Raw genomic sequence first — 23,394 nt, 5'->3', positions numbered from 1 at the left:
GATCGCGCCCGCCCCGCGTTGTGGGTTCCGGAAGAGTAATGACACGCGGTATCACACGTCGTGGCATGGATCTCGACGACAGAACTCGCGTCGCGGACGTGATGTCGACGCCGCTGGAGACGATCGGAGCGAACGTTCCGATTCGAGAGGCGGCTCAGCGGATGCGCGACGGCGGCATCAGCGCCCTCGTCGTGACCACCGGCGGCGGTTGTATCGTCACGCAGAGCGACGTCGTCGGGGCGGTCGCCGACGGGCGCGACCCCGAGGCGACGACGGTCCGCGACGTGATGACCGAGGACGTCGAGACGGTGACGCCCGACCTCATGATGCAGGAGGTGGCCGCGATGATGACGATGTACGGCGTCAAACACCTCCCGGTCGTCGACGACGACTACGTCGGCATGGTCTCGTCGACGGACATCGCCGAACACCTCTCGTGAGGCGCGCCCCGACCCGCGCCGGAGCGGGTCCGCCGAGGCGTTTTAAAACAGCAACACCGGGATTCCGGCGAGTACCCCCACGGCGATCAGCAGGAGGTTCCAGAAGAACACCGGACGGACGAGTTCCCGAGCGATGCTCGCCGCGAAGACGGTCTTGATCAGGACGCTGGCGGCGGTGCCGGCGATCACGCCCGCGATCGCGGTCTCGACCCCGATCTGTCCGGTCCCGAGCAGCGAGACCGCCGTGGCCGTCGAGGTCCCCGACGACACCAGGCCGGCGAGGAAGGAGGTGACGATGAAGCCGCTCGCGCCGAACGACTCCTCGGCGACAGCGGAGACGAGCAGCACGGTCAGGAAGAGCGCGCCGAACGTGAGCGCGTTCCCGAGGCTGAACGGCGAGGCCAGCTCGGCCTCCATCGTCGTCCGCCAGTCGCTCCGCCGCACGGCGACGCCGACCCCGCGACGGTGATCGCGCCGAGCGGGACGCCGACGACGAGCGCCGCCTCGGGGACGAAGACTGCCACTACGGCGGCGTTCCGGAACGCCATCGCCGCGTTCGCGAGGAGGATGGAGCCCACCGCGACGTCGCCGATGGCCGCGCGCCCCTTCGCCCGCTCGGCCATCTCGGCGACGACCGCCGTCGAGTTGACGAGCCCGCCGAAGAAGCCCGTCACCGCGTAGCCGCGGCCTTGGTACCGCTTGACGAGGACGTAGTTGACGAACCCGATGGCGCTGACCGCGACCACCAGCGACCAGACCAGCCGCGGCTGGACCGCCCCCCACGGGTCGACCGTCTCCGCGGGGAGGAGCGGGAAGACGACGAACGCGAGGATGGTGAACTCCACGGCGCTGCGCACCTCCTCTCTGGAGAGTCCCCACGCGAACGCGTGGAGCTCGCGTTTCAACACCAGGAGTAGCGACGACAGCACCGCTACCGTCACCGACTCGATGAACAGCCCCGCCGCGACGAGGACGCCGACGCCGTACGCGACGAGCATCGACGCCGACGTGGTCAGCGAGAGCCCGTCGACGTCGGCCTCGACGAAGCTTCGCACCGCCAGCAGCACCGCGCTGGCGACCACCAGCACCCCGCCGACGGCGAGGAGCCCCGGTTCGCCGACGAGCGAGAACACCGCCGCCGCGAGGCTGATCAGCGCGAACGTCCGGATCCCCGCCGACTTCTGTGACCACTCTCGCTCCAACCCGAGGAACATGCCGAGCGCGGTCGCCAACACCAGCTTCGCGACGTTCGTCTCCAGGTAGACGAACGGGTCGACGCCGCCGATCACCGCCGATCACCCCGTGGCGACCGCGTCCCTCGACGCGGACCGGGGGATCCGCCGCGCGTCGCCGCAGTCATGCTCGCCCGTACCCGTCGCCAACGTCTATAGCTTGCTATATAGTCCTATTTATTCTTGGCAGTTCTCCGGGACGCGACCGCCCCACCGGGACCGTCGAGAGGCCGCCGGGCTACCGGTTCGTCGGCTCTCGCGGGAGGTCGAGCGCCTCCGTCAGGTCGTGTTCCTCGCCGGTGATGAGGTAGAGCACGTCCTCTAGGATGACCGCCAGCTCGGGCAGCTCGCGCACCGCGAGGAAGGTGATCGCGATGAGCGCCACGACCGCCAACAGCTGGCTCATGATCCGGTCGGAGATGAGGAAGGAGACCCGGTACGGGTCGGTCGCGCCGAACATCGTCATCACGAGGTCCGGGTACCAGTGCATGTACTGGTTGCCGGACACGACCGAGATGAACGTCGTCCGGAGGATGTTCAGCCCGTAGATGAGCGGGATAGACACCGCGAGCGCGCGGAGCTTCCTCGTGAGCGGCGCCTCGACGGCGGCCACGAGCCCGCCGAAGATGGCCATGCTCCCGAGCCCCGTACACGCCAGCACGATGTGGATGACGACCGTGTGGCCGTCGTCGAGCGTCCACGAGTACGCCGCGTCGTACCCCTCGTTGCTCGCCACCGCCTCCGGCGCGTAGCCGAGGAGGTCGATGAGCGCGCCGGTCTGTGACGCCACGACCTCGATGAGGACCCGACGGGGCTCCGGGACCGCGACCCCGGCGACGGTGAACGCCGGGATGGTCTCGAAGGGGAGGTAGATGAACAACATGATCGCGATGGCCCGGGTGAGGGTGAAAAGCGACGCCCGCCCGTCGTAGAGGAGGTACCCCGCGTACACGCTGGCGGGGAAGCCGACCAGGGCGAGGATCGACTCGACGTAGCTCTGGTGCTCGAACGCGAAGTACGGCACCGTCGACAGCCAGAAGAGCCCGAACAGCGCCCACGTCGCGGCCGCGAGGACGCGCCCCGCGGCGAGTCCGCGGCTGTCGAGCGCCCACGAGGTCGCGAAGAGGATCGCGACGACCCACGCGAACGTGAACGTGTCGGGGATCACGCTCAACACCGCCGGCACGCCGTGGCCGAGCATATCCGTCCGGTCGGTCGTCGTCGAATAAAGCCCTTGTCGTTGCGCGCGAGATCGCCGTCAGACCGACGCCGTCACGCGCACCGCGTCGCCCCGTTTCCGCGCCGCCGGCGCGAGGAGGGAGCTACCGCTCCTCGCTGTCGAGCACGCGGATCTGGTCGCCGCGGACCGTCACCGGAATCGGCACGGTCGCCTCGTACAGCTCGACGGTCACCTGGTCTTTCCCCTCGTCGATCCGCTGGACGCGCGCCTTCTCTCCCTTGAACGGGCCCGCGATCAGCTCGACGATGTCGCCCTCGCCGATCCCCTCCACGTCCGGGGTCGGCGAGAGGAAGTGCTCGACCTCGGAGAAGGGGCTCTCGGCGGGGCCGTCGCCGCCCTGAATGACGCCGCGGGCGTGCGGGATCTCGTCGAGGATCCGCCCGAAGGCGGTCCCGTCGGTCGCCTCGACCATCACGTAGCTCGTGAGCTGGTCGGGGGCGATGACGGCCTGGATCTCCGGCGCCTCCTTCTCGGCGATCATGTCGGCGACCGTCCGCTCTTGGCTCGCCGTGGTCTTGACCGAGTAGATCGGCATTACGCGCCGACCCCCGGGAGGAGGCTCATGATCGCGAACATCAGGAAGCCGATGAACCCGATGAGCAGGATCCCGGCGCCGGCGATCTTCGACACCTGGAGGAACTCGTCGGTGCTCGGCGTGCTCGCCAGCTTCAGCACCCGAATGTAGCTGTTGAGGTCGTACGGAACGTCCATGTTACCTGCGGATTCGAGACGAGACGGTTTTTACCTTTTGATGCGCCCCCGAAGCGGCGACGGCGCCGTCCCGGCGCGCGGCCACCGACCCGCCCGCTCGGCGTCCGTCACTCCACGTAGTCGATGTCCTCGACGTCGCTCGGCGCGCCGCCCTCCGGCGGCTCGCCGTTGCTGCCGTAGATCTGCGGCGACTCGACGCCGGTGACGACGATCATCGTCCGCATCTCGCCCTCAAGCTCGTCGTCGACCGAGGTCCCCCAGATGATCCGCGCGTCGGGGTCGATCCGGTCGTAGATCTCCTCGACGACCCCCTCGGCCTCCTCGATGGACATGTCGGTGCCCCCGGTGACGTTCACGAGCGCGGAGTTCGCGCCGGAGATGTCCACGTCCAAGAGCGGCGAGCGCAGCGCGGACTTCACCGAGTCCTGCGCCTTCGAGTCGGAGTCGGACTCGCCGAGGCCGATCATCGCGACGCCGCCCTTCTCCATCACGGTGCGGACGTCGGCGAAGTCGAGGTTGACGAGCCCGGGCATCGTGATGAGCTCCGTGATCCCCTTCACCGAGCGCATCAGCACCTCGTCGGACACCTTGAACGCCTGCCGGACGGGGAGCTTCCCGACCGCGTCGAGCAGGCGGTCGTTGGGGACGACGATGACCGTGTCGCTCACGTCGCGGAGGCGTTCGAGGCCGGCCTCGGCGTTCGTCCGGCGGACCTCGCCCTCGGCGGTGAACGGCGTCGTGACGATGGCGATGGTGAGCGCCCCGGACTCGCGGGCCGCCTTCGCGACGACCGGCGCCGAGCCGGTCCCGGTGCCGCCGCCGAGCCCGGCGGTGACGAACACCATGTCGGAGCCGTCGATGGCGTCCTGGATCTCCTCTTGGGACTCGATGGCCGCCTCCTCGCCCACCTGCGGGAGGGAGCCGGCGCCGCGGCCCTGCGTCTTCTGCTGGCCCATCAGGATCTTCGTGTCGGCCTCGATGTTGACGAGGTGCTGGACGTCGGTGTTGGCGGCGACCAGCTTCGCGCCGTGGATCCCCTCCTCGGTCATGCGGTTGACCGTGTTGCCGCCGGCCCCCCCGCAGCCGACGACCGTGATGTTCGTCTGGAGATCCTGGAGGACGTCCTGTAGCTCGTCGTCGGTCATCGTCCCCGTCTGCGGCGGCGCGCCGGCGCTCCCCCCGGCGGCGCTCTCGCCGGCTCCCCCGGCGTCGTCTGCGGGGGCCTCTTCGGCTTCGTCGATGGCGTCCTCAACGATGGAGTCCATTATGTGGTGAGGTTGCGACCCGGACGTATTTATTTTTGCCCGTTCGTCTGACGCGAGTCGGACGCCGAAATCACCGGCGTCCGCCGTCGACCGGCGAAAGTACGGGCGCCGTGCCCGCGCCCGCCGAACGCGACGATTCTTATAAATCAGTCGAGCGCGTCGCCGTCGATCGGGAACCGGTCCGCGCGCGTCCGCGACACCTCGTCCGGCCCGACGGTCTCCCCGTCGACCTCGACGGCCTCTCCGTCGGCCAACCGCCCGAACGCCGGTCCCTCCGGGACGCCTCGCTCGGCTGCCAGCGCCGGGTCGAACGCCGTCTCCCGGGCGACCACCGCGCCCCCCTCCGGCGACACCTCGACCGCGTCGTACCCCGTTTCAAGCACGTCGACCAGCCCCTCGATCAGGTCCGCGTAGCCCGGCGCCTCCGGGGCCGTCGCGAACGCGACGCGCCCGGCCGCCCGCGTGCCGCCCTGCTCCGTGTCGAACGCGACGGCGGCGCGCTCGACCGTCGCGCGCGCCGCGTCCGCGTCGAGCCCCTGGGCCCGCGCGAGCAGGTCCGCCGGGAGGTCCCGGACGCGGACCGCGTCGCTATCGCCGTCGACCGCTTCCGAGTCGGGGTCGAGCGCGCCGTCGCCGAGCGCGACCGCGCCGAACCGCAGGCCGTCGTCGACGGACCCCATCTCGGCCTCCAGCCGTTCGACGAGCGCGAGCGGCGCGTCGCCGACCTCGCGGACCCACGTCTCGCTCACCACCCCGTACCCGAGGTCCTCGATCACCGCCGCGAGGGCGGGGCGGTCGCCGTCGATCACGGCCCGCTCGGCGCGGCTCCGCTCGAACGCGGCCTCGATCACGCGGCGGTTGGCGTCGGGCGCGCCGAGCTCTCCGAGCGCCCAGTCGGCGCCGACGTGCCCCACGGCCCACTCGGTCTCGCGAACGATCCGGGTGAACCGCGGCGCGTAGTGGCCCCCGCCGAAGCCGACGACGTGGCGGGGTCGGTTCCCGGCGTCGCCCGCGTCGGTCGCCGCGGGGTCGCCGTCCGCAGTCAGGTCCGCGCCGGTCCCCCGCAGGTCGAGGACCGCCCGCGCGACCGCCCGGGCCGCGTCCGGGTCCTCCCACTGCGGCCCGTCGGACCCCAGTTCGACGAACAGCGACGGGACGGCGACGTCGGTCGGGCCGTGGTGGGTACACTCGATGCCGACCTCGTACCCGTCGGGCGCGCGCCGGGCGAGCGCCTCCACGACGCGCTTCTCGGCGCCCGGCGCGGCCCGCGCCAGCGACTCCGGCTCGCCGCCGTACTCGGCGCCGCCGAAGTTCCCGGTGACGTGCGCGGTGAGGAGTCGCCCGGTCTCGCCCGAGTGCCTGGAGACAAACGCGAGGAACGCGGGGTCGCAGTCGAAGGCCGCGGTCGGGTCGGACAGCCGGATGTGGAGGTCGTCGAACTCGCGGAGCTCGAACCCCTCCGTCCGGTAGTAGGTCCCGCCCCCGTCGGCGTCGGGGCGCGAGCCGTCCTCGCGCGCCGTCCAGTCGCCGACCTCCAGCAGCCGCTCCCCGATGTGCGCCGAGGCGCTGTCGGCCCGGCTGACGACGATCGCTATCACGGCATCGGCTCGGCCGCCCGCGACCGAATACCCGTCGGTTCCGACCCCAGAAGCCGCCCCGCCGCGGACGCCCCGACCGGAACCGGGCACGCCGTGCTACGGAAGTAACAGGTACACGAAGACCCCGTACCCGACGGTGAGAACGGCGCCGTCGAGTCGGGTGATCCGCTCGCGGTACGCCATTATCGCGACGATTCCGGCCGTGAACGCGAGCAGCGCGGGGAACTCGAAGCCGCGGACGCCGGGGGCGACGCCGACGGGCGTCACCACCGCGACGATCCCGATGACCGCGAGGATGTTGTAGATGTTCGACCCGACGACGTTGCCGACGCTGAACTCCGCCTGGCCGCGCACCGCGGCCACGACGCTGGCGGCCAGCTCCGGCAGCGACGTCCCCAGCGCCAGCACCGTGAGCCCGATGAAGATGTCGGAGAACCCGGCGGCCGCCAGCAGCGACTCGCTCCCGTCGATCAGCCACCGGGAGCCGAGGACGAGCGCGGTGATCCCTCCGACGACCGCCGCGGCGTCGCGCACCTCCGCGTCCGGCATGCCGTCGCGCTCGCTGTCGGAGATCGCCGACTGGTTCGCCTGAACGCGCCGCAGGACCGCGGCCGTGAACGCGGCGAGCGTTGCGAGCAGCACCGAGCCGTCGACCAGACCGATCCGGCCGTCCCAGCCGAGCGCGACGAGCAGCAGCGCTGCCAACACCATGAACGGAACGTCTCGGCGGAACACGGTGTCGGAGACGTCGAGCGGGCGGATGAGCGCGGAGACGCCCAGTACGAGCCCGATGTTCGCGATGTTCGAGCCGACGATGGCGCCGAGCCCGATGTCGGTCGACACCGTGACGGCGCCGAGCAGCGAGACGAACAGCTCCGGGGCGGTCGTCGCGAACGCCACGACCGTGACGCCGACGGTCGACGCCTTCAGCCCCACGGCGAGCGCGAGGTCCCGCGCGCCGGTGACGAGCAGTTCGGCGCCGGCGTACAGGAGGGCGACGCCGCCGACGATCAACAGCAGTTCGAGGAGTGGCGACCCGGGCAGCACGGCTCCCGGTTCGCAACGGCGTTTCAAAAGGGTCGTGATCCCCGGTCGCTCGGGGGCGTCGTCACCGGTCGATCGCCGCTCGCCGCCCGCCCCGGGTCAGGCGTGTCCGGCCCGGAACTCGCCGTGTTTCACGCCGATCGCGAACGCGAGCGCCCCGAAGACGAGCATCGACGGGACGACCATCATCAGCGTCGTCCGGAGCGGCATCATGTTCGCGCCGATGAGGCCGCCGGCGCCGACCGCGACGATCAGTACGAGGACCGCTGCCGCGCGTGGAAGGTCGAACTTCATACCCGCCGTACGTCGCGAGCGATCCTAAACGTTCTGTCTCGGACGCCCGCGTTCCGGCGCATCAGGCCTCGATGATCTCGTCGTCCTCGTCGTCGGGGATCCGGATCTCCCCGTCGAGCGCGACAGTCGCCCGCCCGCCGACGCGGACCCCGTCCGCCTCCACGCGAACGCGGACGTGCCCGGGCCGGTCGAGGAAGTGCCCCTGTTCGAACCGGAGCTCGTCGGGCTCGTCCCCGTCGAAGGCGTCGACGTGGCGGAGGTACCCCCCGACCGCGCCGCTCGCGGTCCCCGTGACCGGGTCCTCCGGGATGCCGAGCGACGGGACGAACGCCCGGCCGTGGAGCGTCGAGTCCGCGTCGAGCGCGTCGAAGGAGAACGCGTACACGCCCGCGACGTCGAACGCCTCCGAGAGCGCTTCGACCGCGTCGTCGTCCGGATCCGCCTCGCCCAGCCGCTCCAAGAAGTTCACCGGGACGACGAGGAACGGCAGGCCGGTCGACGCGACCGCGACGGGGAGGTCCGCGCCGACGTCGCGCAGCGCGGCGGGGTCGACGCCGAGCGCGGCCGCCACCCGGTCGAGGTCGACGTCGACGACCTCGACGCTCGGCGCCTGCTGTCGCATCCAGACGGTGCCGTCGTCGTCGACCGAGACGGTGAGGTCGCCGACGTTCGTGCGGAGCGTACGCTCGCCGCCGTCGATCGCCCCCTCGGCGAACAGGGCGCCGTAGGTCGCTATCGTGGCGTGGCCGCAGAGGTCGACCTCCGTGGTCGGCGAGAAGTAGCGGAGCCGGTCGTCGGCCGCGTCGTCGCCGTCGGTCAGGAACGCGGTCTCCGAAGCGCCGAGCTCGGCGGCGACCGCGGCCAGTTGGCCGTCGCTCAGCCCCTCGGCGTCGGGGACGACGCCGGCGGCGTTCCCGGCCAGCGGCTCCGCGGCGAACGCGTCGACGAGCATCGCGCGTCTGTGTTCCATGCCGGCCCCTCCGCGAGTCACGGACAAAAACCCTCCCGAGCCGGTCGGCGGTCCGGGCCTCGCGAACAGACGAGCCGCCCCTCGGGCGCCGACGACCCCCGCCTCTCGCGGGCGGCGACCCGGAGTTTCGCGGCGCGTCCGATGTCAATCCTTTTGCCCTCGACCGCGGATGAGTGTGTATGGGTCTCTTCGACCGGCTGCGAGGGAGCGACACGCCGCGGGTGGCGTTCATCGGGATCGACGGCCTCTCGTACCGGCTCGTCGCCGACAACCCGGAGACGTTCCCGGCGCTGTCGGCGATCGCGGACGAGGGCGGTGGGGGACGGATCGACAGCATCGTGCCGGCGGAGTCGAGCGCGTGCTGGCCGAGCCTGACGACGGGGAAAAACCCCGGCGAGACGGGCGTGTACGGCTTTCAGGACCGCGAGGTGGGGTCTTACGACACCTACGTGCCGATGGGGCGCGACGTCCAGGCACCCCGGGTGTGGGACCGAGCGACCGAGGCGGACCTCGACGCGACCGTGATGAACGTCCCCGTCACGTTCCCGCCGCAGCGGACCGTCCAGCGGATGGTCTCCGGCTACCTCTCGCCCGACCTCGACGCGGCGGCCACCCCCGAGGAGCTCCGCGAGTACCTGACCGGCAGCGACTATCGACTGTCGGTCAACGCGAAGCTCGGCCACAAGCCGGACAAGACGGCGTTCATAGAGCACGCCCGCGAGACCCTCGACGCGCGCGCCGCGGCCTTCGAGCGCTACGTCGAGCGGGACGACTGGGACCTCTTCGTCGGCGTCTTCACCGCCCCCGACCGCGTCAACCACTTCCTCTGGGGCGACTACGAGGACAGCGGGACGTACCGCGAGGAGCTGCTTGCCTTCCACGCCGCGCTCGACGAGCACGTCGGCTCGATCCGCGAGGCGCTCCCGGACGACGTCACCCTCGTCGTCGGCTCCACGCACGGGTTCCGCCGCCTCCGGTACGACGTCTACTGTAACGAGTGGCTCGAACGCGAGGGGTGGCTCTCCTACGACGGCGACGACCACGAGGCGCTCGGCGACGTCACCGACGACACCCGCGCGTACTCGCTCGTCCCCGGCCGCTTCTACCTCAACGTGGAGGGCCGCGAGCCGAACGGCGTCGTCCCCGAGTCCGAGTACGAGGAGACGCGCGCCGAGCTGCGCGAGGCGCTGGAGTCGTGGACCGGCCCCGACGGCGATCCCGTCGCCGACCGCGTCGTCGACCGCGAGACGGTGTTCCGCGGCGATCACGCCGCCATCGCGCCCGACCTCGTCGTCCTCCCGAACGACGGGTTCGACCTCAAGTCCGGGTTCCGCCCGCACGACGAGGTGTTCGATCCCGACGGTCCACGGTCCGGGATGCACGCCTTCGACGACGCCGCGCTGTTCGTCGACCACCCGGACGCGACGGTCGAGGACGCGGACCTCCTCGACGTCGCCCCGACCCTCCTCCGACTCCTCGACGTGGAATACGGCCGCACCGACTTCGACGGCGCCAGCCTCGTCTGAGCCGTCGGCACCCCGGCCGCCGCGTCTCCCTCGCTGCTCCGTTCCCGCCTTCAGGCGACCGAATTGAAGTGAGTCCGCCCCTACCTGCCGGTATGGAGCGCACCCCCGACGGGACTCCTGTCGGCGTCGACGACCCCTACGCGGTCGCCGGCGTCTGCGACCACCTCACCGACGACGGTCGGTGTCGCTTCGCGCTGACGCGGTCCGGAGACGACCCCGAGTTCGCGGCGGCCCGCCGCGCCGACGGCTACGACTGCCACGTCGGCGCCGACGGCGCGTGGCGCGCGTGCCCGCACTACCGGTCGACGACCGACGCGAAGACCTGCGCCCGGTGCGGGCTGGCGGACGTGCGCCTGGCCCACGACGACTCCCGGCCGCTCGTCGAGGAACACCACCTCTCGTACGGCGGCGACGGCTCCCACGAGATCACGGTCGGCCTGTGTCGCTGGTGTCACGCCAAGGTCCACAACTCGATCGCTCGGATCGACGACGACGCGAGACCGGACCCCGAGGCGATCGCCGAGCGCGAGCGACGCCGGGAGACCGAGCGCTCGGCGTCGTCGTTCGAGGCGGCCAGCGAGGGATACGAACCCGAGAACTGATCGATCGACGACCGATCCGGTTCAGCCGACTGACGGTCGCTCCGATTCAGGCGACCCCCGACCCGATCAGGCGTCGTCGGCCGGCCGGATCAGGTTCGCCAGCGCGACGAGCAGGCCGAGGAACCACCCGAGCGGCACCGAGATCCCGATCCACATCAGCACGTAGCCCAGCCCGGGGAGCCCCCACTGCTCGCCGAACGTCTCCAGGTCGAACGCGCCTCGAAGCATCTCGTTTATGCCGCCCACCGAGAGGAACGTGTCGAGGATCCACCGCGCGAGGTCGTAGCTCGGCGGTAAGATCAGTTCCTCCAGCGTCGGCGTGACGAGCGCGGCGACGACCGGCGGCAGGAACAGCGTCGTCATGGCGAACGGGTACGCAAGCAGGACGCTGACGAACCGTCCGCCCAGCTTCGAGAAGCCGGCGGCGAGCGCGGCCGAGACGACCGCTACCGCGCTCGCGGCGCCGACCGCGATCACCGCGTCGAACGGGAGTTGGAGGTGGGTGATGACGGTCAGCGTCCCCCAGACGACGGCGGCGACGAGCACCGCACCGGCGACGCCGATCCGGGTGACCGCCGAGTCGAGCTTCGCCGCGTAGTAGCGCGTGGCGAACCCGACGAGCAACAGCGGGTACGCGACCGCGACGAGCGGCGCGCCGAGCACCGCCCAGAGGTAGTAGCCGACCGACTGAACCGTCGTCTCGGGCTTCCACTTTCCCAGGACGGCGCTCGGGTCGAGCTGTCGGGGGAAGACCACCTCCATCCACGTCTCGTGGAGGCGAACAACGTCTAAGAAGAGCGCTTCCACCAGCCCGGTTTGTCCTCGGCGTTCCATTTGCCTCACGTCGCGCACGCCCCGACGTGAACTTTGTGCCTTCGACCCCGACGTTCTCGCGGCCGATACCCTCGCCGATAGTGTTAAAGAACTGTGTGGACCTACCCGTACGTATGAAACGACGTGGACTGCTCGCCGCGATGGCTGCCTCGGCGTCGGTCGCGGTCGCGGGATGCGCCGGCGAGGACGGGAGCTACGAGTTCGACGCGGAACCGGCGCGCGTCCCGGAGAGCGCGTACAGTGACTCCGGATACAACGGTCAGGAGCCGGAGTCGTTCAGCATCGACCGCGAGTTCAACGTCACGGGCGTGAACGCGCGGGTGACGGCGACGACGTGGGTCGCCCGGTACGTCAACCCGACGACCCAGTCGGCGTTGTTCGTGGCGAGCACCCCGAACGCGTCGGTCGCCGGCCAGTCGGTCAATCCGCTCGTCCGAGTGGAGGGCGCCGAGCTCATCCGCCGGCTCCTCAACCAGGTCAACCAGCAGGACGTCGGCGGCGGCAACGCCGACATCCAGACGGACGACATCGAGGCGCGGGGCGAGGAGACGCGGACGATCCTCGATCAGGAGGCGACCATCTCCGTCTTCGAAACGACCGTTAGCGCGGACGTCGAGGGCTCGAACGGCCAGAGCGGGTCGGTCGAGGACATCCCCGTCCTCCTCTACCTCACGACGATCCAACACCAGGCGGCCGACGCGGACAGCGAGGACGTGATCGCGCTGGTGGGGCTCCACCCGGTCGAGGTCGAGCAGTCCGAACAGCTGCTCGCGATGATGGAAGCGGTCGAACACTGACCCGCTTCGGCGACCACCCAGTCCTCGTTTCCCGTTCTGTCTGGCCCTGGATACATCGCCCGTGAATTTCTACGAAGCAGCCCTCTCGCGACGCCGCTTTCTTGCGATTATTTCTTCGAGCGGAAGCTTTCACCTTCGTAAGCCACTTATAACCGATCGGTTCGAGTAAGAGATCCCGCGGTGCGACAAGAGCCGCTTCGCGGAGGCTGGGCGACCACTGACGCCGTGCTGCCCCGGGAGCGACAGCTCTGGCATCCGCGGTTCGTTGGCTATGATCCGGACGCGATCGCTTCGATGGCTGTGGACCGGTATTGTCGTTTGCTTCGTGATCGGTTCTGTTATCGTACTACTGGGAACGAGCATCGTTGATGCTCAAGCAAATAATCATAAACCCACTTTAAACAGCACTGGTGACCCGGAATCTATCCGAATAGGTCAGTCTGGGCAAAAAATAAATAATGTTGAAATTCTAGTTTTGAATACATCAGACACTCACGGAAAAATAAGACTGTATGTGGATTTAGCTAGTATTGAGTCAAATGGAGTAGACACTTCTTCAGTTTCAATGTCAATCAATGGTATCCAAAACGGATCCGTAATTAATACCTCACAATTAGATACTGAAGATACGACTCTCCTAGCCGCTACGATACGGCCGAATAGATCGAGTCGCTCAATACATATTGACTCTGTCCAAATATCTGGAATTAACACAGATGAGGCACAACTTTCGAGAAACATAAGATATCCAATCACAGTCACTAACAAGACTGATTTCTCATCTACCAACCTTACCGAACGAAAGAGTACAAGCTCATTTCAAATAATAGATGGTAATATCCGAATTCACAATCAAGCGACCGGGTCAACACAACTCCATCGGGACTTCCGGACGGCTGTCGGTGTAACTGTTGATAATCTCAGCGGGAACACAAATTCAACCCTATTCATCACAAAACGAGAACATAACGAAATAATCGGTGTTCAAAATCTTCGTAAAGAGGTTCTTATGAGCGAAGATTCTATTTCTGTTGATCTGTCCAACCCTGGTGGAAATGTCACTGGATATCTCATAGCTAACTCTTCGATTGATACTTCAGATTATGACATTGGAGATTATTTACCCACTAAGGTAACCGAATTAGCTCTTTCATCCGCTAGTGGTCGAGTAGTTAATTCCTATATAAATTTCAATAATTCGTCATATAATAAACCACAAACAGAGACCATCGTTATCTCCAGAGCTAAGGTCTCAGACACGATCAACGATGAGACTCCATACATAATTTCACTACACCCTGTCAATTCAACTGGTCATATCCTACATGATCAAGTTATTGCTCGCTCAAGAGTTCTAACGGGATGGAGTGAGGATATCCCTCTCAATTTCAATACCACAGCCTCACAAAGTGGAATTTTCCGTAGCAACCGATATGCTGCGTCCATTCAATTAGCACTAGGACATAGTGCTGGTAACTGGGTATCTGTAAAAAAGGCGGAACCGCTTCGGAACTCTGATCTTAATCAACAGTTTGTCTCTGATGGCGTCGCCGATGGGGGAGTAATTATCATTGAGTCTGTTCACACAACTGGGTCAAATACAGATACCGTCCAAATCAACCGCAATCAGTCTATAAACACGCCCGTATACTCCGGACAAACAGTTCTGTTTAATTCCACATCAAATCCGAGGTCTGTTGAGCTTCATAAAGTAGGGAAGGACGGAAACTCTCGGATTGTATCCATAGGAACACAGTTGAACAATTCCCAACAAGTCGGATATAATACGTCAACGCTCTCTACTGGCACATACTACGTCCACTCAGATAGAGGGAATTCAGAGAAGTTTGAAATTATTGGAGAGGACAGAAAACGCGTTACTCTGAAGAATATTACTGAAGAGTCAAACTATGGAAGTCCAATGCGGATCTCTCTGTCTCATAGTGTACCAAAATTAGATATGACATTTTCTAGTACGGATGGTAATTCTTCTACAACACTCAACCTGACAACCAACAAGACAGGCCCGACACCCGTCACGATTAACACATACGCGTCGACTGAATCCCGGTCGGACTTCGTCACGGCAGGCACCGGTATCGGCGTCGAGTCGGTCAACGGGGACTCCGGGTCGCTCACTCCCGGGACCTACGACCTCACACTCCGGTCGGAACACGGCACCGAGGTTGCCAACGACACCGCCACGGTCACCGTGGAACCCCGATCGACGAACAATCTAACCGCGTACACGACGCAAGCAATTGGTCCCGACGACTTCGAGCACGCGACCGCGGTCCGGGAGGCGATCGCCGACGGAACGCTCACCGAGGCGACGACCGCGACTGCGAACGACACCGTCGTGTACGCGGTGAACGCGACGGGGCTCACGGGCCTCGCGGCGACCGCGAACGGATCACTGGAGCGTGGCGCGGATCTCGACCGACTCGACGGCCTCGAATTCGGGGTCCAACCGACGGCCACGGACGCAAGTAACGGGTCTGACGGGGGCGGGATCGGTCACACGCCGAACGAGTCCGCAGTCCACCTCGACCGGAACGGCCTGTACCTCGTCGTCGCCGGCGACCGCGCGTTCGGAACCGAGACGATCCCCGACCCCGGGGAGACGTTCGAGGCCGCCTTTCGGGTGGACGACGATCGACTCCGCCGGACCGCGGCGGACGACAGGCACCGCGTGACGACCGGGCTGACCTACGTCGCAGATCCGGCTGCGGAGGAAACGAGCGCCGAATCGACCGCCGATTCCACCCAGACGACCGCGTCGGTCGCGACGGGGTCGTCGGGTCAGCCCGGTGCGCCGACCACCTCAGACACGAGCGGCGCCTCGACCGATGGTGGCTCGGCCGGCGGCGGTTCGGCAGGTAGCGGTTCGACCGATGGTGGCTCAACCGGTGGCGGATCGGCCGGTAGCAGTTCGATTACGGGTGGGTCCCCCGACACTGGTTCGGCTGACGGTCCGGACGGCTCCGTCGGGCCCGACGACGCTGCCGCCACCGATGCCGGCGGTAACAACGGACCCGACGGACCGACCGGCTCGGATCTCGGCCGGCCGTCGCGGCCGCCGGGCGTCGGCGTATCGATCGCCCCCGGAGCGTCCGAGATCCCGCCGGCCGCGGGACCGGCGGAGCTTTCCGGACCTGGCGGGCTCGAACCCGGGCCAGACGGTTCCGCGGCGGCGAACTCCCGCCCCGAGAACGGACGGCCGGGCGACGGCGAGAACGGACCGTCGAGCGACACCGAGACCGGTGATGGCGGCGGTGCGACGTCGGCCGCCCCCGGCGACTCGGGCGAGTTCCGGGAATCGTCTGTGTCCGGCGAACCGCCTTCGGACGAGGCCGATGCGAGCGATCTGGGCTACGACGACGCGCCGATCCGATCGACCGCGTACGACCTCCCCGGGTTCGGGCCCGCCGCGTCGCTCGCGGCGGTGGCCGGGGCGTCGCTGCTCGCCCGGCGCCGCGGGAGCGGGGCGTGAGCGCGGGCGTCGCCGTCGTTCGGACGAGCCGTCGGATCGCGTCGCGATACAGTTCCGTGGTGGCCGACCGTCGGTACGTTTTTCGTCGCTGATGCCTTCCGTTCGGTCATGGGCGTGACCATCACACCGCCGAAGGAGCGCGCGTGCGAACTCTGCGGGCGCGAGGAGCGATGGGACGACGAGGTGGAGGGGTGGCGGATCGCGGACGACCCCGGTAACGTCTACTGTATCCACGAGTGGGACATCAACGGCTCGTTCGTCCCTCTTCGAGAGTAATTTCGAGCTGGACGTTTCACCACTCTACTCGGATAGATTGAAACGTTCGCGGTGTGTTATGGGGTATTCCGTCAATTATCGGACTGAAAATCCGATAGTTCTGTCTGGTTTTGGTGGTGTGTCATCTGTTCACCACCCGTGATGAATAATTACCTTATATTCCCTAATGTGTGTACGATGGATCCTACCCCTATCAGGGTCATACCTTTAACTGTTCATCCGTAGGGAGGTGTATGACCAAGTCACGTAGTACCACCCGGGGCGTACGCGACTCGGAGTCCTCGGGTCAGGAGGGGGGGCTCGCGGCACCGACGGACGACCGGTCGAACTGCGGCATCGGCGGTGTCGTTGACCTCGACGGCGCGCCGTCGCACGACACCGTCGCGGACGCGGTCGAACTGCTCGAAAACCTCGAACACCGCGGGACGACCGGCGCCGAGGAGAACACCGGCGACGGCGCGGGGATCATGGTCGCGCGGCCGGACGAGTTCTTCCGCGACGTCGTCGACGCCGACCTCCCCGAGGAGTACGCTGTCGGCTCCGTGTTCATGCCGCCGGAGCCGGGCGTCCAGGCGGAGATCCACGACGTCATCGCCGAGGTGTGCGCCGTCTACGGGCTGGAGGTGCTCGCGTGGCGCTCGGTGCCCACCGACAACGCCGACCTCGGCGCCACGGCGCTCGACTCCGAGCCCGAGGTGTCGCAGGTGTTCGTCGCGCCCGTCGAGGGCGCGGGGCTCGCCCAGCGGTTCACTAGCGAGGGGAACCGCCCCGACGACGCCGACCCGGACCTGCTCGGGTTCGACCGCGCGCTGTACGCGGCCCGCCGCGAGATCGAGAACGCCGTCTCGGAGGTCGACGGCGCGGGGCGCTTCTACGTCTGCTCGCTCGACCGCCAGCGCGTCGTCTACAAGGGCCTGCTGAAGGGCTCGCAGCTCGCTGACTACTACCCCGACTTGGCGGACGAGCGCTTCGCGAGCCACGTCGCCTTGGTCCACGCGCGGTTCTCGACGAACACGCTCGGCGCGTGGCACCTCGCGCACCCGTACCGCAACATCGTCCACAACGGCGAGTTCAACACGATCCGCGGCAACGTCAACTGGATGCGGGCCCGCGAGAACGACCTCGAACACCCGGCGTTCGGGGCCGAACTCGACACGATCAAGCCGGTGATCGACGACCCGAACCAGTCGGACACCGCGAGCGTCGACAACGCGCTCGAACTGCTCCTCCATACCGACCGCGACCTTCCGCACGCGCTCCGGATGCTGATCCCGGAGGCGTTCCGCGGCGACGACCTGATGGACGACGACCGCGCGGACTTCTACGACTACCACGCCTCCCTCGTCGAGCCGTGGGACGGTCCCGCCCTCGTCATCGGCTTCGACGGCGAACGCGTCGCCGGCGTCTTGGACCGCAACGGGCTCCGCCCGTGTCGCTACGAGGTGACGACGGACGACCGCCTCGTCGTCGGCAGCGAGGTCGGCGCGCTCCCGACCGAGCCCGCGGACGTGCGCCGTCGGGGCCGCCTCCAGCCCGGTGAAATCTTCGTCGCCGACCCCGAGGCGGGCCGGATCGTCCCCGACGACGAGGTGTTCGAGGCGCTCACCGACGAGAAGTACGGCGAGTGGGTCGAGGACGGCCAAGTCGACCTCGACGCGCTCACCGAGGAGGACGACGCCGCGGCCGGGATCGGCGCGGACTCGGTCGACGAGGGCGACGACGCCGACGACGTGGACGCGGAACCCACCGTCCGCGCCCACCAGGCCGCGTTCGGCTACACGACCGACTCGCTGAACCACCTCGTCGAGCCGATGGCGAAGGACGGGAAGGACCCGGTCGGCTCCATGGGCGACGACACGCCGCTCTCGGTGCTGGCCGACGTGGACCGCCCGCTGTTCACCTACTTCAAGCAACTGTTCGCGCAGGTGTCGAACCCGCCGATCGACTACATCCGCGAGGAGCTCGTCACCTCGCTTGAGACGCGCATCGGCAACCAGCGCAACCTCCTCGACGAGACGCCGGAGCACGCAGAGCAGATCGTCGCCGACTCCCCGGTCCTGACGGACGCCGAGACGACCGCCCTCCGGGACCTGCCCGGACCGGGCGAGCGGAGCCCGGGCGACGCGGACGGGGCCGCCGACCGCCCCGGCTTCACCTCCGTCGTCGTCGACGTCACCTACGACCGCGACGGGTCGCTCGTCGACGCCGTCAACCGGGTCCGCGAGGACGCCGCGGCCGCCATCGAGGACGGCGCCGATGTGGTCGTCCTCTCGGACCGCGCGGTGGGCCCGGACCGCCTGGCGGTGCCGAGCCTGCTCGCGACCGGCGCGGTCCATCACCACCTCGTCCGCAAGGGGCTCCGCAACCGCGCGGGCGTGGTCGTCGAGTCCGCCGAGCCCCACGAGGTCCACCACCTCGCGACGCTCGTCGGCTACGGCGCCGACGCCGTCGACCCGTACCTCGCGTACGCCTCCATCGCCGACGTGGTCGCCGGGCCGGACGGCGCCGACGAGGACGAGGCGCTCGCCGCGTACCGCCACGCGCTGGAGGACGGCCTCCTCAAGACGATGGCGAAGATGGGCATCTCGACGATGGAGTCGTACCAGGGCGCCCAGATCTTCGAGGCGGTCGGGCTCGACTCCGAGTTCGTCGCCGAGTACTTCGAGGGGACCGAGATCCGCACCGAGGGGATCGGGATCGAGCAGATCGAAGACGACCTGCGCACGCGCCACGTGATGGCGTTCGGCGCCGACCCCGAACTGGAGACGATCGGCGAGTACGAGCACCGCTCGTCCGGCGTGAAACACGGCTGGAACCCCCAGACGGTCGGCACCCTCCAGCAGGCCGTCCGCGGCGGCGACTACGAGCAGTACCAAGAGTTCGCGGAGCTGGTGAACGACCAGACCGAGGAGCTCCAGTCGCTGCGCGGGCTCTTGGAGTTCGACTCCGACCGCGACCCCGTCCCGGTCGAGGAGGTCGAGCCCGTCGAGTCGATCGTCGAGCGCTTCTCGACGGCCGCGATGAGCCTCGGGAGCATCTCGCCGGAGGCCCACGAGAACAACGCCATCGCGATGAACCGGCTGGGCGCGAAGTCGAACACCGGCGAGGGCGGCGAGCCGCCCGAGCGGTTCGACACCGAGAAGGAGTGTACCGTCAAGCAGGTCGCCTCCGGCCGCTTCGGCGTCACCTCCGAGTACCTCGCGAGCGCCGATGAGCTCCAGATCAAGATGGCGCAGGGCTCGAAGCCCGGCGAGGGCGGCCACCTCCCGGGCAAGAAGGTAAACGAGATGATCGCGCACGTCCGGTGTTCCACGCCGGGCGTCGGGCTCATCTCGCCGCCGCCCCAGCACGACATCTACTCGATCGAGGACCTCAAGCAGCTCATCTTCGACCTGAAGGCCGCGAGCCCCGAGGCCGACGTCAACGTGAAGCTGGTCTCGGAGGCCGGCATCGGGACCATCGCGGCCGGCGTCGCGAAGGCGAACGCCGACGTGGTCCACGTCTCCGGCCACGACGGCGGCACCGGCGCCTCGCCGAAGACCTCGATCAAGAACGCCGGCCTGCCGTGGGAGCTCGGGCTCGCGGAGGCGAACCAGATGCTCCGCGCCACCGGGCTCCGTGACCGCATTCGCGTCTCCGCGGACGGCGGGCTGCGGACCGGCCGCGACGTCGCGGTCGCGGCCGCCCTCGGCGCCGAGGAGTACGTCTTCGGCACCGCGTCGCTCGTCACCGCGGGCTGCGTGATGGCCCGGCAGTGCCACGAGAACACCTGTCCGGTCGGCGTCGCCACCCAGCGGGAGGACCTCCGCCAGCGGTTCCCCGGCCAGCCGGACCACGTCATCAACTACATGACGTTCATCGCGCAGGAGCTGCGCGAGATCATGGCCGAGCAGGGGTACACGGAGCTTGAGGAGTTCATCGGCCGCCCCGAGCTGCTCGCCCAGCGCGACACCGACCACGAGAAGGCGAAGCACCTCGACCTCTCGGCGGTCATCGCCGAGCCCGCGGGCGAGTCCCGCACCAAGGTCCGCGAGCAGGCCCACGGCGGTATCGACGACCTGCTCGACTGGGACCTCATCGAGGAGGCCGCGCCCGCCATCGAGGACGGCGCGCCGGTCGCGCTCACCCGCGACGTGCGCAACGTCGACCGCGCGGTCGGCGCCACGCTCTCGAACCGCGTCGTCTCCGAACACGGCGGCGAGGGGCTCCCGGACGACACTATCTCCTGCCGGTTCGACGGCGAGGCCGGGCAGAGCTTCGGCGCGTTCCTCGCGCCGGGGATCACGATGGAACTGTCGGGCGCCGCCAACGACTACGTCGGCAAGGGGCTCTCCGGCGGGCGGCTCGTGATCGACACGCCCGCCGAGGCGGCGTACGACCCGACCGAGAACGTCGTCGCCGGCAACGTCTGTCTGTACGGCGCCACCGACGGCGAGATGTACGTCAACGGCGTCGCCGGCGAGCGCTTCGGCGTCCGCAACTCGGGCGTGAAAGCGGTCGTCGAGGGCGTGGGCGACCACGGCTGCGAGTACATGACCGGCGGCGTCGTCGCCGTCCTCGGCGACACGGGCCGCAACTTCGCGGCCGGGATGTCCGGCGGCATCGCCTACGTGTACGACCCCGACGACCGCCTCGACGACCGCGTCAACCGCGGGATGGTGTCGGTCTCCGAGACGCTGGAGGGGTCGGACGAGCGTATGCTCCGCCGGCTCGTCGAGAACCACCGCGCGTACACCGACAGCGAGCGCGCGGCCGACCTCCTCGACGACTGGGAGGCCGCGCTCGACGACTTCGTCCGCGTCTTCCCCGACGCGTACGCGGAGGTCATCGCGGAGGGCACGGGCGTCGACGTGCGCGACGAGCCGCCCGCGCCCGCCGCCGCCGTGCCGGGCGCCGACGCCGACGCGACCGGCCAGGTGTCGAGCGACGACTGAGCCGCGAAACGAGCGCCGCCCGCTACTCCAGCGTCTCCGGGTCGACCTCGCTCTCGGTCGCCCGCTCGACCGCGCGGTCGACGTGGCGCTCGCGGGCGCGCTCGACGAACTCCTCCGGCAGTTCGTCTATCTCGCCGGCCTGAACGCCCCAGAGCTTCGCGTAGAGCCCGTCCGCGGCGAGCAGTTCGTCGTGGGTGCCGCGCTCGACGACCCCGCCGTCCTCCAACACGAGCGCGGTGTCGGCGTCGGTGACCGTCGAGAGGCGGTGCGCGATGACGAAGGTGGTGCGGTCGGCGGCGAGCCGGTCGAGCGAGCGCTGGATCAGCATCTCGGTCTCGGTGTCGACGGCGGAGGTCGCCTCGTCGAGGATGAGTATCGCGGGGTCTTGGAGGACGACCCGCGCGATGGCGAGTCGCTGGCGCTGGCCGCCGGAGAGCTTCACGCCGCGCTCGCCGATCCGCGTCTCGTAGCCGTTCGGCAGCGACGAGATGAACTCGTGGGCCTCCGCGGCCTTCGCGGCCTCGACCACGCGCTCTCGGACCTCGTCCTCGTCGAGGCCCTCGGCGCCCGCCTCCTCGATCCGCGTGAACCGGCCGTAGCGGATGTTCTCGGCGATGGTGCCGTCGAACAGCGTGGTGTCCTGCGCGACGTAGCCCACGGACGAGCGGAGGCTCTCGGCGGTCACGTCGCGCACGTCGTGGCCGTCGACGCGGATCGCGCCGTCGGTCACGTCGTACAGCCGGAGGAGGAGCTTGAGCAGCGTCGACTTCCCGGCGCCGGTCGGGCCGACGAGGGCGACGGTGTCGCCCGGGTCGGCGGCGAAGGAGACGCCGCTGAGGACCTCCTCCTCGGCGTCCGCGGGGTCGACGAGGGCGTTCTCGGGGTACGCGAAGGAGACGTCGTCGTACTCGACCGCGCCCGCGACGCCGCCGCGGTCGGTGTCGCCGGCCGGCGTCACGCCGCCGTCGTTTCGGGCCCCGCCGTCGCTTTCGGCACCGCCGTCGCTTTCGGCACCGCCGCCGAGTTCGACCGCGTCGTCGGCGTCCTCGATGCGGACCGGGATGTCGCGCAGCCCGAACACGCGCTCGCAGGAGGCCTTCGCGTTCTCGTACTGGTCGATGATGTTCGAGACCTCGGCGAGCGGGGCGACGAACTGCTGGGTGAGGAGGACGAAAGTGACGAACGTCCCGACGGTCAGCTCCGTGGAGAACGGGCCCGGCGGGCCGTTCGCGAGCCAGTAGCCGCCGACCGCGAAGGTGGCGGCGAAGGCGAGCCCGGCGAGCAGTTCCATCCCGGGGCGGTAGACGTAGTTGAGCCGGAGGATCGACATCGTCCGCTGAAAGTACGAGAACGAGGCGTCCTCCACGCGATCGCTCTCGTGGGCCTCCGTGTTGGAGGTCTTCACCAGCTCGACGCCCGACAGCGCGTTCTCGAGGGCGGTGTTGAGGTCGCCGACGACGGACCGTTGGGCGGTGTACCGCGGCTCGACAGCGCGCATGAACCACACCGTGAAGAGGAGCATGAGCGGGATCGCGGCGAGGGTGACGACCGCTAGCTCGTAGTTGTAGTAGACGAGGACGCCCGCGATCCCGACCAGCATCACGCCGAGGCGGGCGGAGTTCTGGAGGGCGTTGTCCAGGAAGACTTCCAGGTTCGAGGCGTCGTTGTTGAGGACGGACATGACCTCGCCGGTCTGTTTGTCGTCGAAGAAGGTCATGTCGAGCCGCTGCATCTGGTCGAAGGAGTCGGTGCGGACCGCGTGCATCACGCGGTGCGCGAAGTTGTTCGCCGCGATGCCGTAGACGTACGTGAACACGCCCGTCACGACGAACGACCCGAAGATGAGCAGCACGGAGAGGCGGAACTGCGCGCCGTCTTTGGTGGGGAGCCACGCGTCCGGAACGATCGGGAGCGTGTAGGGGCCAGTGCCGGTGAAGACGGCGTCGATCGCGACGCCGAGGACGACCGGCGGGATCAGCCCCGCCACCCGGGCGACGATGTTGGCGACCATCCCGACCGCGAGCCAGTGGGCCTCGGAGGCCCCGTACTCGCGGAACAGCCGTCCGAGGGGGCGATCAACCCGGTCGCGGTACACTTCGAAGGCGTTGCGCTCGTCGGCAGCCATGGGCGTACGAGCG

General features: G+C 68.2%; 17 protein-coding genes and 1 pseudogene. 7 read left to right on the top strand and 11 right to left on the bottom strand.

Translation table 11 applies throughout. From position 1 onward, the window contains the following. The first annotated feature begins 65 nt into the window (after positions 1–65). On the top strand, positions 66–440 hold the full coding sequence (locus DVK06_RS02080) for a cyclic nucleotide-binding/CBS domain-containing protein (protein ID WP_053771521.1): 375 nt from the start codon (positions 66–68) through the stop codon (positions 438–440). A 42-nt stretch (positions 441–482) separates the two neighbouring features. Here the strand turns inward: DVK06_RS02080 and DVK06_RS02075 are convergent. The 9 genes and pseudogenes from DVK06_RS02075 to DVK06_RS02035 all read right to left on the bottom strand — a co-directional run bounded on the left by DVK06_RS02075 (position 483) and on the right by DVK06_RS02035 (position 8,794). Then, a pseudogene (locus DVK06_RS02075) lies at positions 483–1,729 on the bottom strand (MgtC/SapB family protein). 181 nt (positions 1,730–1,910) lie between these two features. Then, positions 1,911–2,873 carry an archaeosortase A gene (gene artA / locus DVK06_RS02070; protein ID WP_053771519.1) on the bottom strand — a complete coding sequence of 321 codons (963 nt, stop codon included), beginning with the start codon at positions 2,871–2,873 and terminating at the stop codon, positions 1,911–1,913. Positions 2,874–2,994: 121 nt separating this feature from the next. Continuing rightward, complete coding sequence (locus DVK06_RS02065; protein WP_004598345.1) at positions 2,995–3,447, bottom strand: transcription elongation factor Spt5; 453 nt, start codon at positions 3,445–3,447, stop codon at positions 2,995–2,997. Continuing rightward, the gene (locus tag DVK06_RS02060; RefSeq protein WP_006628863.1) at positions 3,447–3,623 is read right to left on the bottom strand and encodes a protein translocase SEC61 complex subunit gamma; all 177 of its coding nucleotides are present in this window, start codon (positions 3,621–3,623) and stop codon (positions 3,447–3,449) included. Before DVK06_RS02060 ends, DVK06_RS02065 begins: the two co-directional genes overlap by 1 nt. A gap of 107 nt (positions 3,624–3,730) precedes the next feature. Further along, a complete protein-coding gene (gene ftsZ, locus DVK06_RS02055) occupies positions 3,731–4,888 on the bottom strand; it encodes a cell division protein FtsZ (protein WP_053771518.1) in 1,158 nt (385 codons plus the stop codon). Positions 4,889–5,034: 146 nt separating this feature from the next. Further along, positions 5,035–6,486, bottom strand: a complete 1,452-nt coding sequence (locus DVK06_RS02050; RefSeq protein WP_121599116.1) for a D-aminoacyl-tRNA deacylase — start codon at positions 6,484–6,486, stop codon at positions 5,035–5,037. A 96-nt stretch (positions 6,487–6,582) separates the two neighbouring features. Then, positions 6,583–7,533, bottom strand: coding sequence for a calcium/sodium antiporter (locus DVK06_RS02045; RefSeq protein ID WP_121599115.1), 951 nt, complete (start codon positions 7,531–7,533; stop codon positions 6,583–6,585). A 96-nt stretch (positions 7,534–7,629) separates the two neighbouring features. Further along, a complete protein-coding gene (locus DVK06_RS02040; protein WP_053771515.1) occupies positions 7,630–7,824 on the bottom strand; it encodes a hypothetical protein in 195 nt (64 codons plus the stop codon). Between the two features lie 61 nt (positions 7,825–7,885). After that, positions 7,886–8,794, bottom strand: a complete 909-nt coding sequence (locus tag DVK06_RS02035) for a PhzF family phenazine biosynthesis protein (RefSeq protein WP_121599114.1) — start codon at positions 8,792–8,794, stop codon at positions 7,886–7,888. Between the two features lie 179 nt (positions 8,795–8,973). Here DVK06_RS02035 and DVK06_RS02030 point away from each other — a divergent pair, with 179 nt between their 5' ends. Then, entirely contained in the window at positions 8,974–10,320 is a 1,347-nt protein-coding gene (locus DVK06_RS02030) for an alkaline phosphatase family protein (protein WP_121599113.1), read from the top strand. Positions 10,321–10,412: 92 nt separating this feature from the next. Continuing rightward, positions 10,413–10,922, top strand: coding sequence for a hypothetical protein (locus DVK06_RS02025; RefSeq protein ID WP_121599112.1), 510 nt, complete (start codon positions 10,413–10,415; stop codon positions 10,920–10,922). A gap of 66 nt (positions 10,923–10,988) precedes the next feature. Here DVK06_RS02025 and DVK06_RS02020 read toward each other — a convergent pair whose 3' ends face one another. Next, entirely contained in the window at positions 10,989–11,729 is a 741-nt protein-coding gene (locus DVK06_RS02020) for a hypothetical protein (protein ID WP_121599111.1), read from the bottom strand. A 140-nt stretch (positions 11,730–11,869) separates the two neighbouring features. On the opposite strand from DVK06_RS02020, the gene DVK06_RS02015 reads away from it, so the two are divergent. The 4 genes from DVK06_RS02015 to gltB all read left to right on the top strand — a co-directional run bounded on the left by DVK06_RS02015 (position 11,870) and on the right by gltB (position 21,256). Continuing rightward, a complete protein-coding gene (locus DVK06_RS02015; protein ID WP_053771510.1) occupies positions 11,870–12,553 on the top strand; it encodes a DUF6517 family protein in 684 nt (227 codons plus the stop codon). 1,960 nt (positions 12,554–14,513) lie between these two features. Further along, positions 14,514–16,046 (top strand): hypothetical protein, encoded by a 1,533-nt coding sequence (locus DVK06_RS02010; RefSeq protein ID WP_233561591.1) that lies wholly within the window; start codon positions 14,514–14,516, stop codon positions 16,044–16,046. 108 nt (positions 16,047–16,154) lie between these two features. Continuing rightward, the gene (locus tag DVK06_RS18860; RefSeq protein WP_167551913.1) at positions 16,155–16,322 is read left to right on the top strand and encodes an HEWD family protein; all 168 of its coding nucleotides are present in this window, start codon (positions 16,155–16,157) and stop codon (positions 16,320–16,322) included. A gap of 233 nt (positions 16,323–16,555) precedes the next feature. Beyond that, positions 16,556–21,256, top strand: a complete 4,701-nt coding sequence (gene gltB, locus DVK06_RS02005) for a glutamate synthase large subunit (protein ID WP_121599110.1) — start codon at positions 16,556–16,558, stop codon at positions 21,254–21,256. A gap of 22 nt (positions 21,257–21,278) precedes the next feature. Here the strand turns inward: gltB and DVK06_RS02000 are convergent, their stop codons facing one another. Next, the gene (locus tag DVK06_RS02000; protein ID WP_121599109.1) at positions 21,279–23,381 is read right to left on the bottom strand and encodes an ABC transporter ATP-binding protein; all 2,103 of its coding nucleotides are present in this window, start codon (positions 23,379–23,381) and stop codon (positions 21,279–21,281) included. Positions 23,382–23,394 lie beyond the last annotated feature (13 nt).

The sequence above is a fragment of the Halorubrum sp. Atlit-28R genome (assembly GCF_003665955.1).
GTDB classification, from domain to species: Archaea; Halobacteriota; Halobacteria; order Halobacteriales; family Haloferacaceae; genus Halorubrum; species Halorubrum tropicale.
The sequence above is the reverse complement of the archived record's forward strand: the minus strand, read 5'-3'. Positions and strand labels throughout refer to the sequence as shown.

Excerpts from the sequence above, each read along its gene's own strand:
- ftsZ (WP_053771518.1), bottom strand. The coding sequence starts at position 4,888 with ATGGACTCCATCGTTGAGGACGCCATCGACGAAGCCGAAGAGGCCCCC.
- DVK06_RS02010 (WP_233561591.1), top strand. The coding sequence starts at position 14,514 with ATGACATTTTCTAGTACGGATGGTAATTCTTCTACAACACTCAACCTG.
- DVK06_RS18860 (WP_167551913.1), top strand. The coding sequence starts at position 16,155 with ATGGGCGTGACCATCACACCGCCGAAGGAGCGCGCGTGCGAACTCTGC.
- DVK06_RS02080 (WP_053771521.1), top strand. The coding sequence starts at position 66 with ATGGATCTCGACGACAGAACTCGCGTCGCGGACGTGATGTCGACGCCG.
- DVK06_RS02065 (WP_004598345.1), bottom strand. The coding sequence starts at position 3,447 with ATGCCGATCTACTCGGTCAAGACCACGGCGAGCCAAGAGCGGACGGTC.
- DVK06_RS02040 (WP_053771515.1), bottom strand. The coding sequence starts at position 7,824 with ATGAAGTTCGACCTTCCACGCGCGGCAGCGGTCCTCGTACTGATCGTC.
- artA (WP_053771519.1), bottom strand. The coding sequence starts at position 2,873 with ATGCTCGGCCACGGCGTGCCGGCGGTGTTGAGCGTGATCCCCGACACG.
- DVK06_RS02025 (WP_121599112.1), top strand. The coding sequence starts at position 10,413 with ATGGAGCGCACCCCCGACGGGACTCCTGTCGGCGTCGACGACCCCTAC.
- DVK06_RS02030 (WP_121599113.1), top strand. The coding sequence starts at position 8,974 with ATGGGTCTCTTCGACCGGCTGCGAGGGAGCGACACGCCGCGGGTGGCG.
- DVK06_RS02060 (WP_006628863.1), bottom strand. The coding sequence starts at position 3,623 with ATGGACGTTCCGTACGACCTCAACAGCTACATTCGGGTGCTGAAGCTG.
- gltB (WP_121599110.1), top strand. The coding sequence starts at position 16,556 with ATGACCAAGTCACGTAGTACCACCCGGGGCGTACGCGACTCGGAGTCC.
- DVK06_RS02015 (WP_053771510.1), top strand. The coding sequence starts at position 11,870 with ATGAAACGACGTGGACTGCTCGCCGCGATGGCTGCCTCGGCGTCGGTC.
- DVK06_RS02000 (WP_121599109.1), bottom strand. The coding sequence starts at position 23,381 with ATGGCTGCCGACGAGCGCAACGCCTTCGAAGTGTACCGCGACCGGGTT.
- DVK06_RS02035 (WP_121599114.1), bottom strand. The coding sequence starts at position 8,794 with ATGGAACACAGACGCGCGATGCTCGTCGACGCGTTCGCCGCGGAGCCG.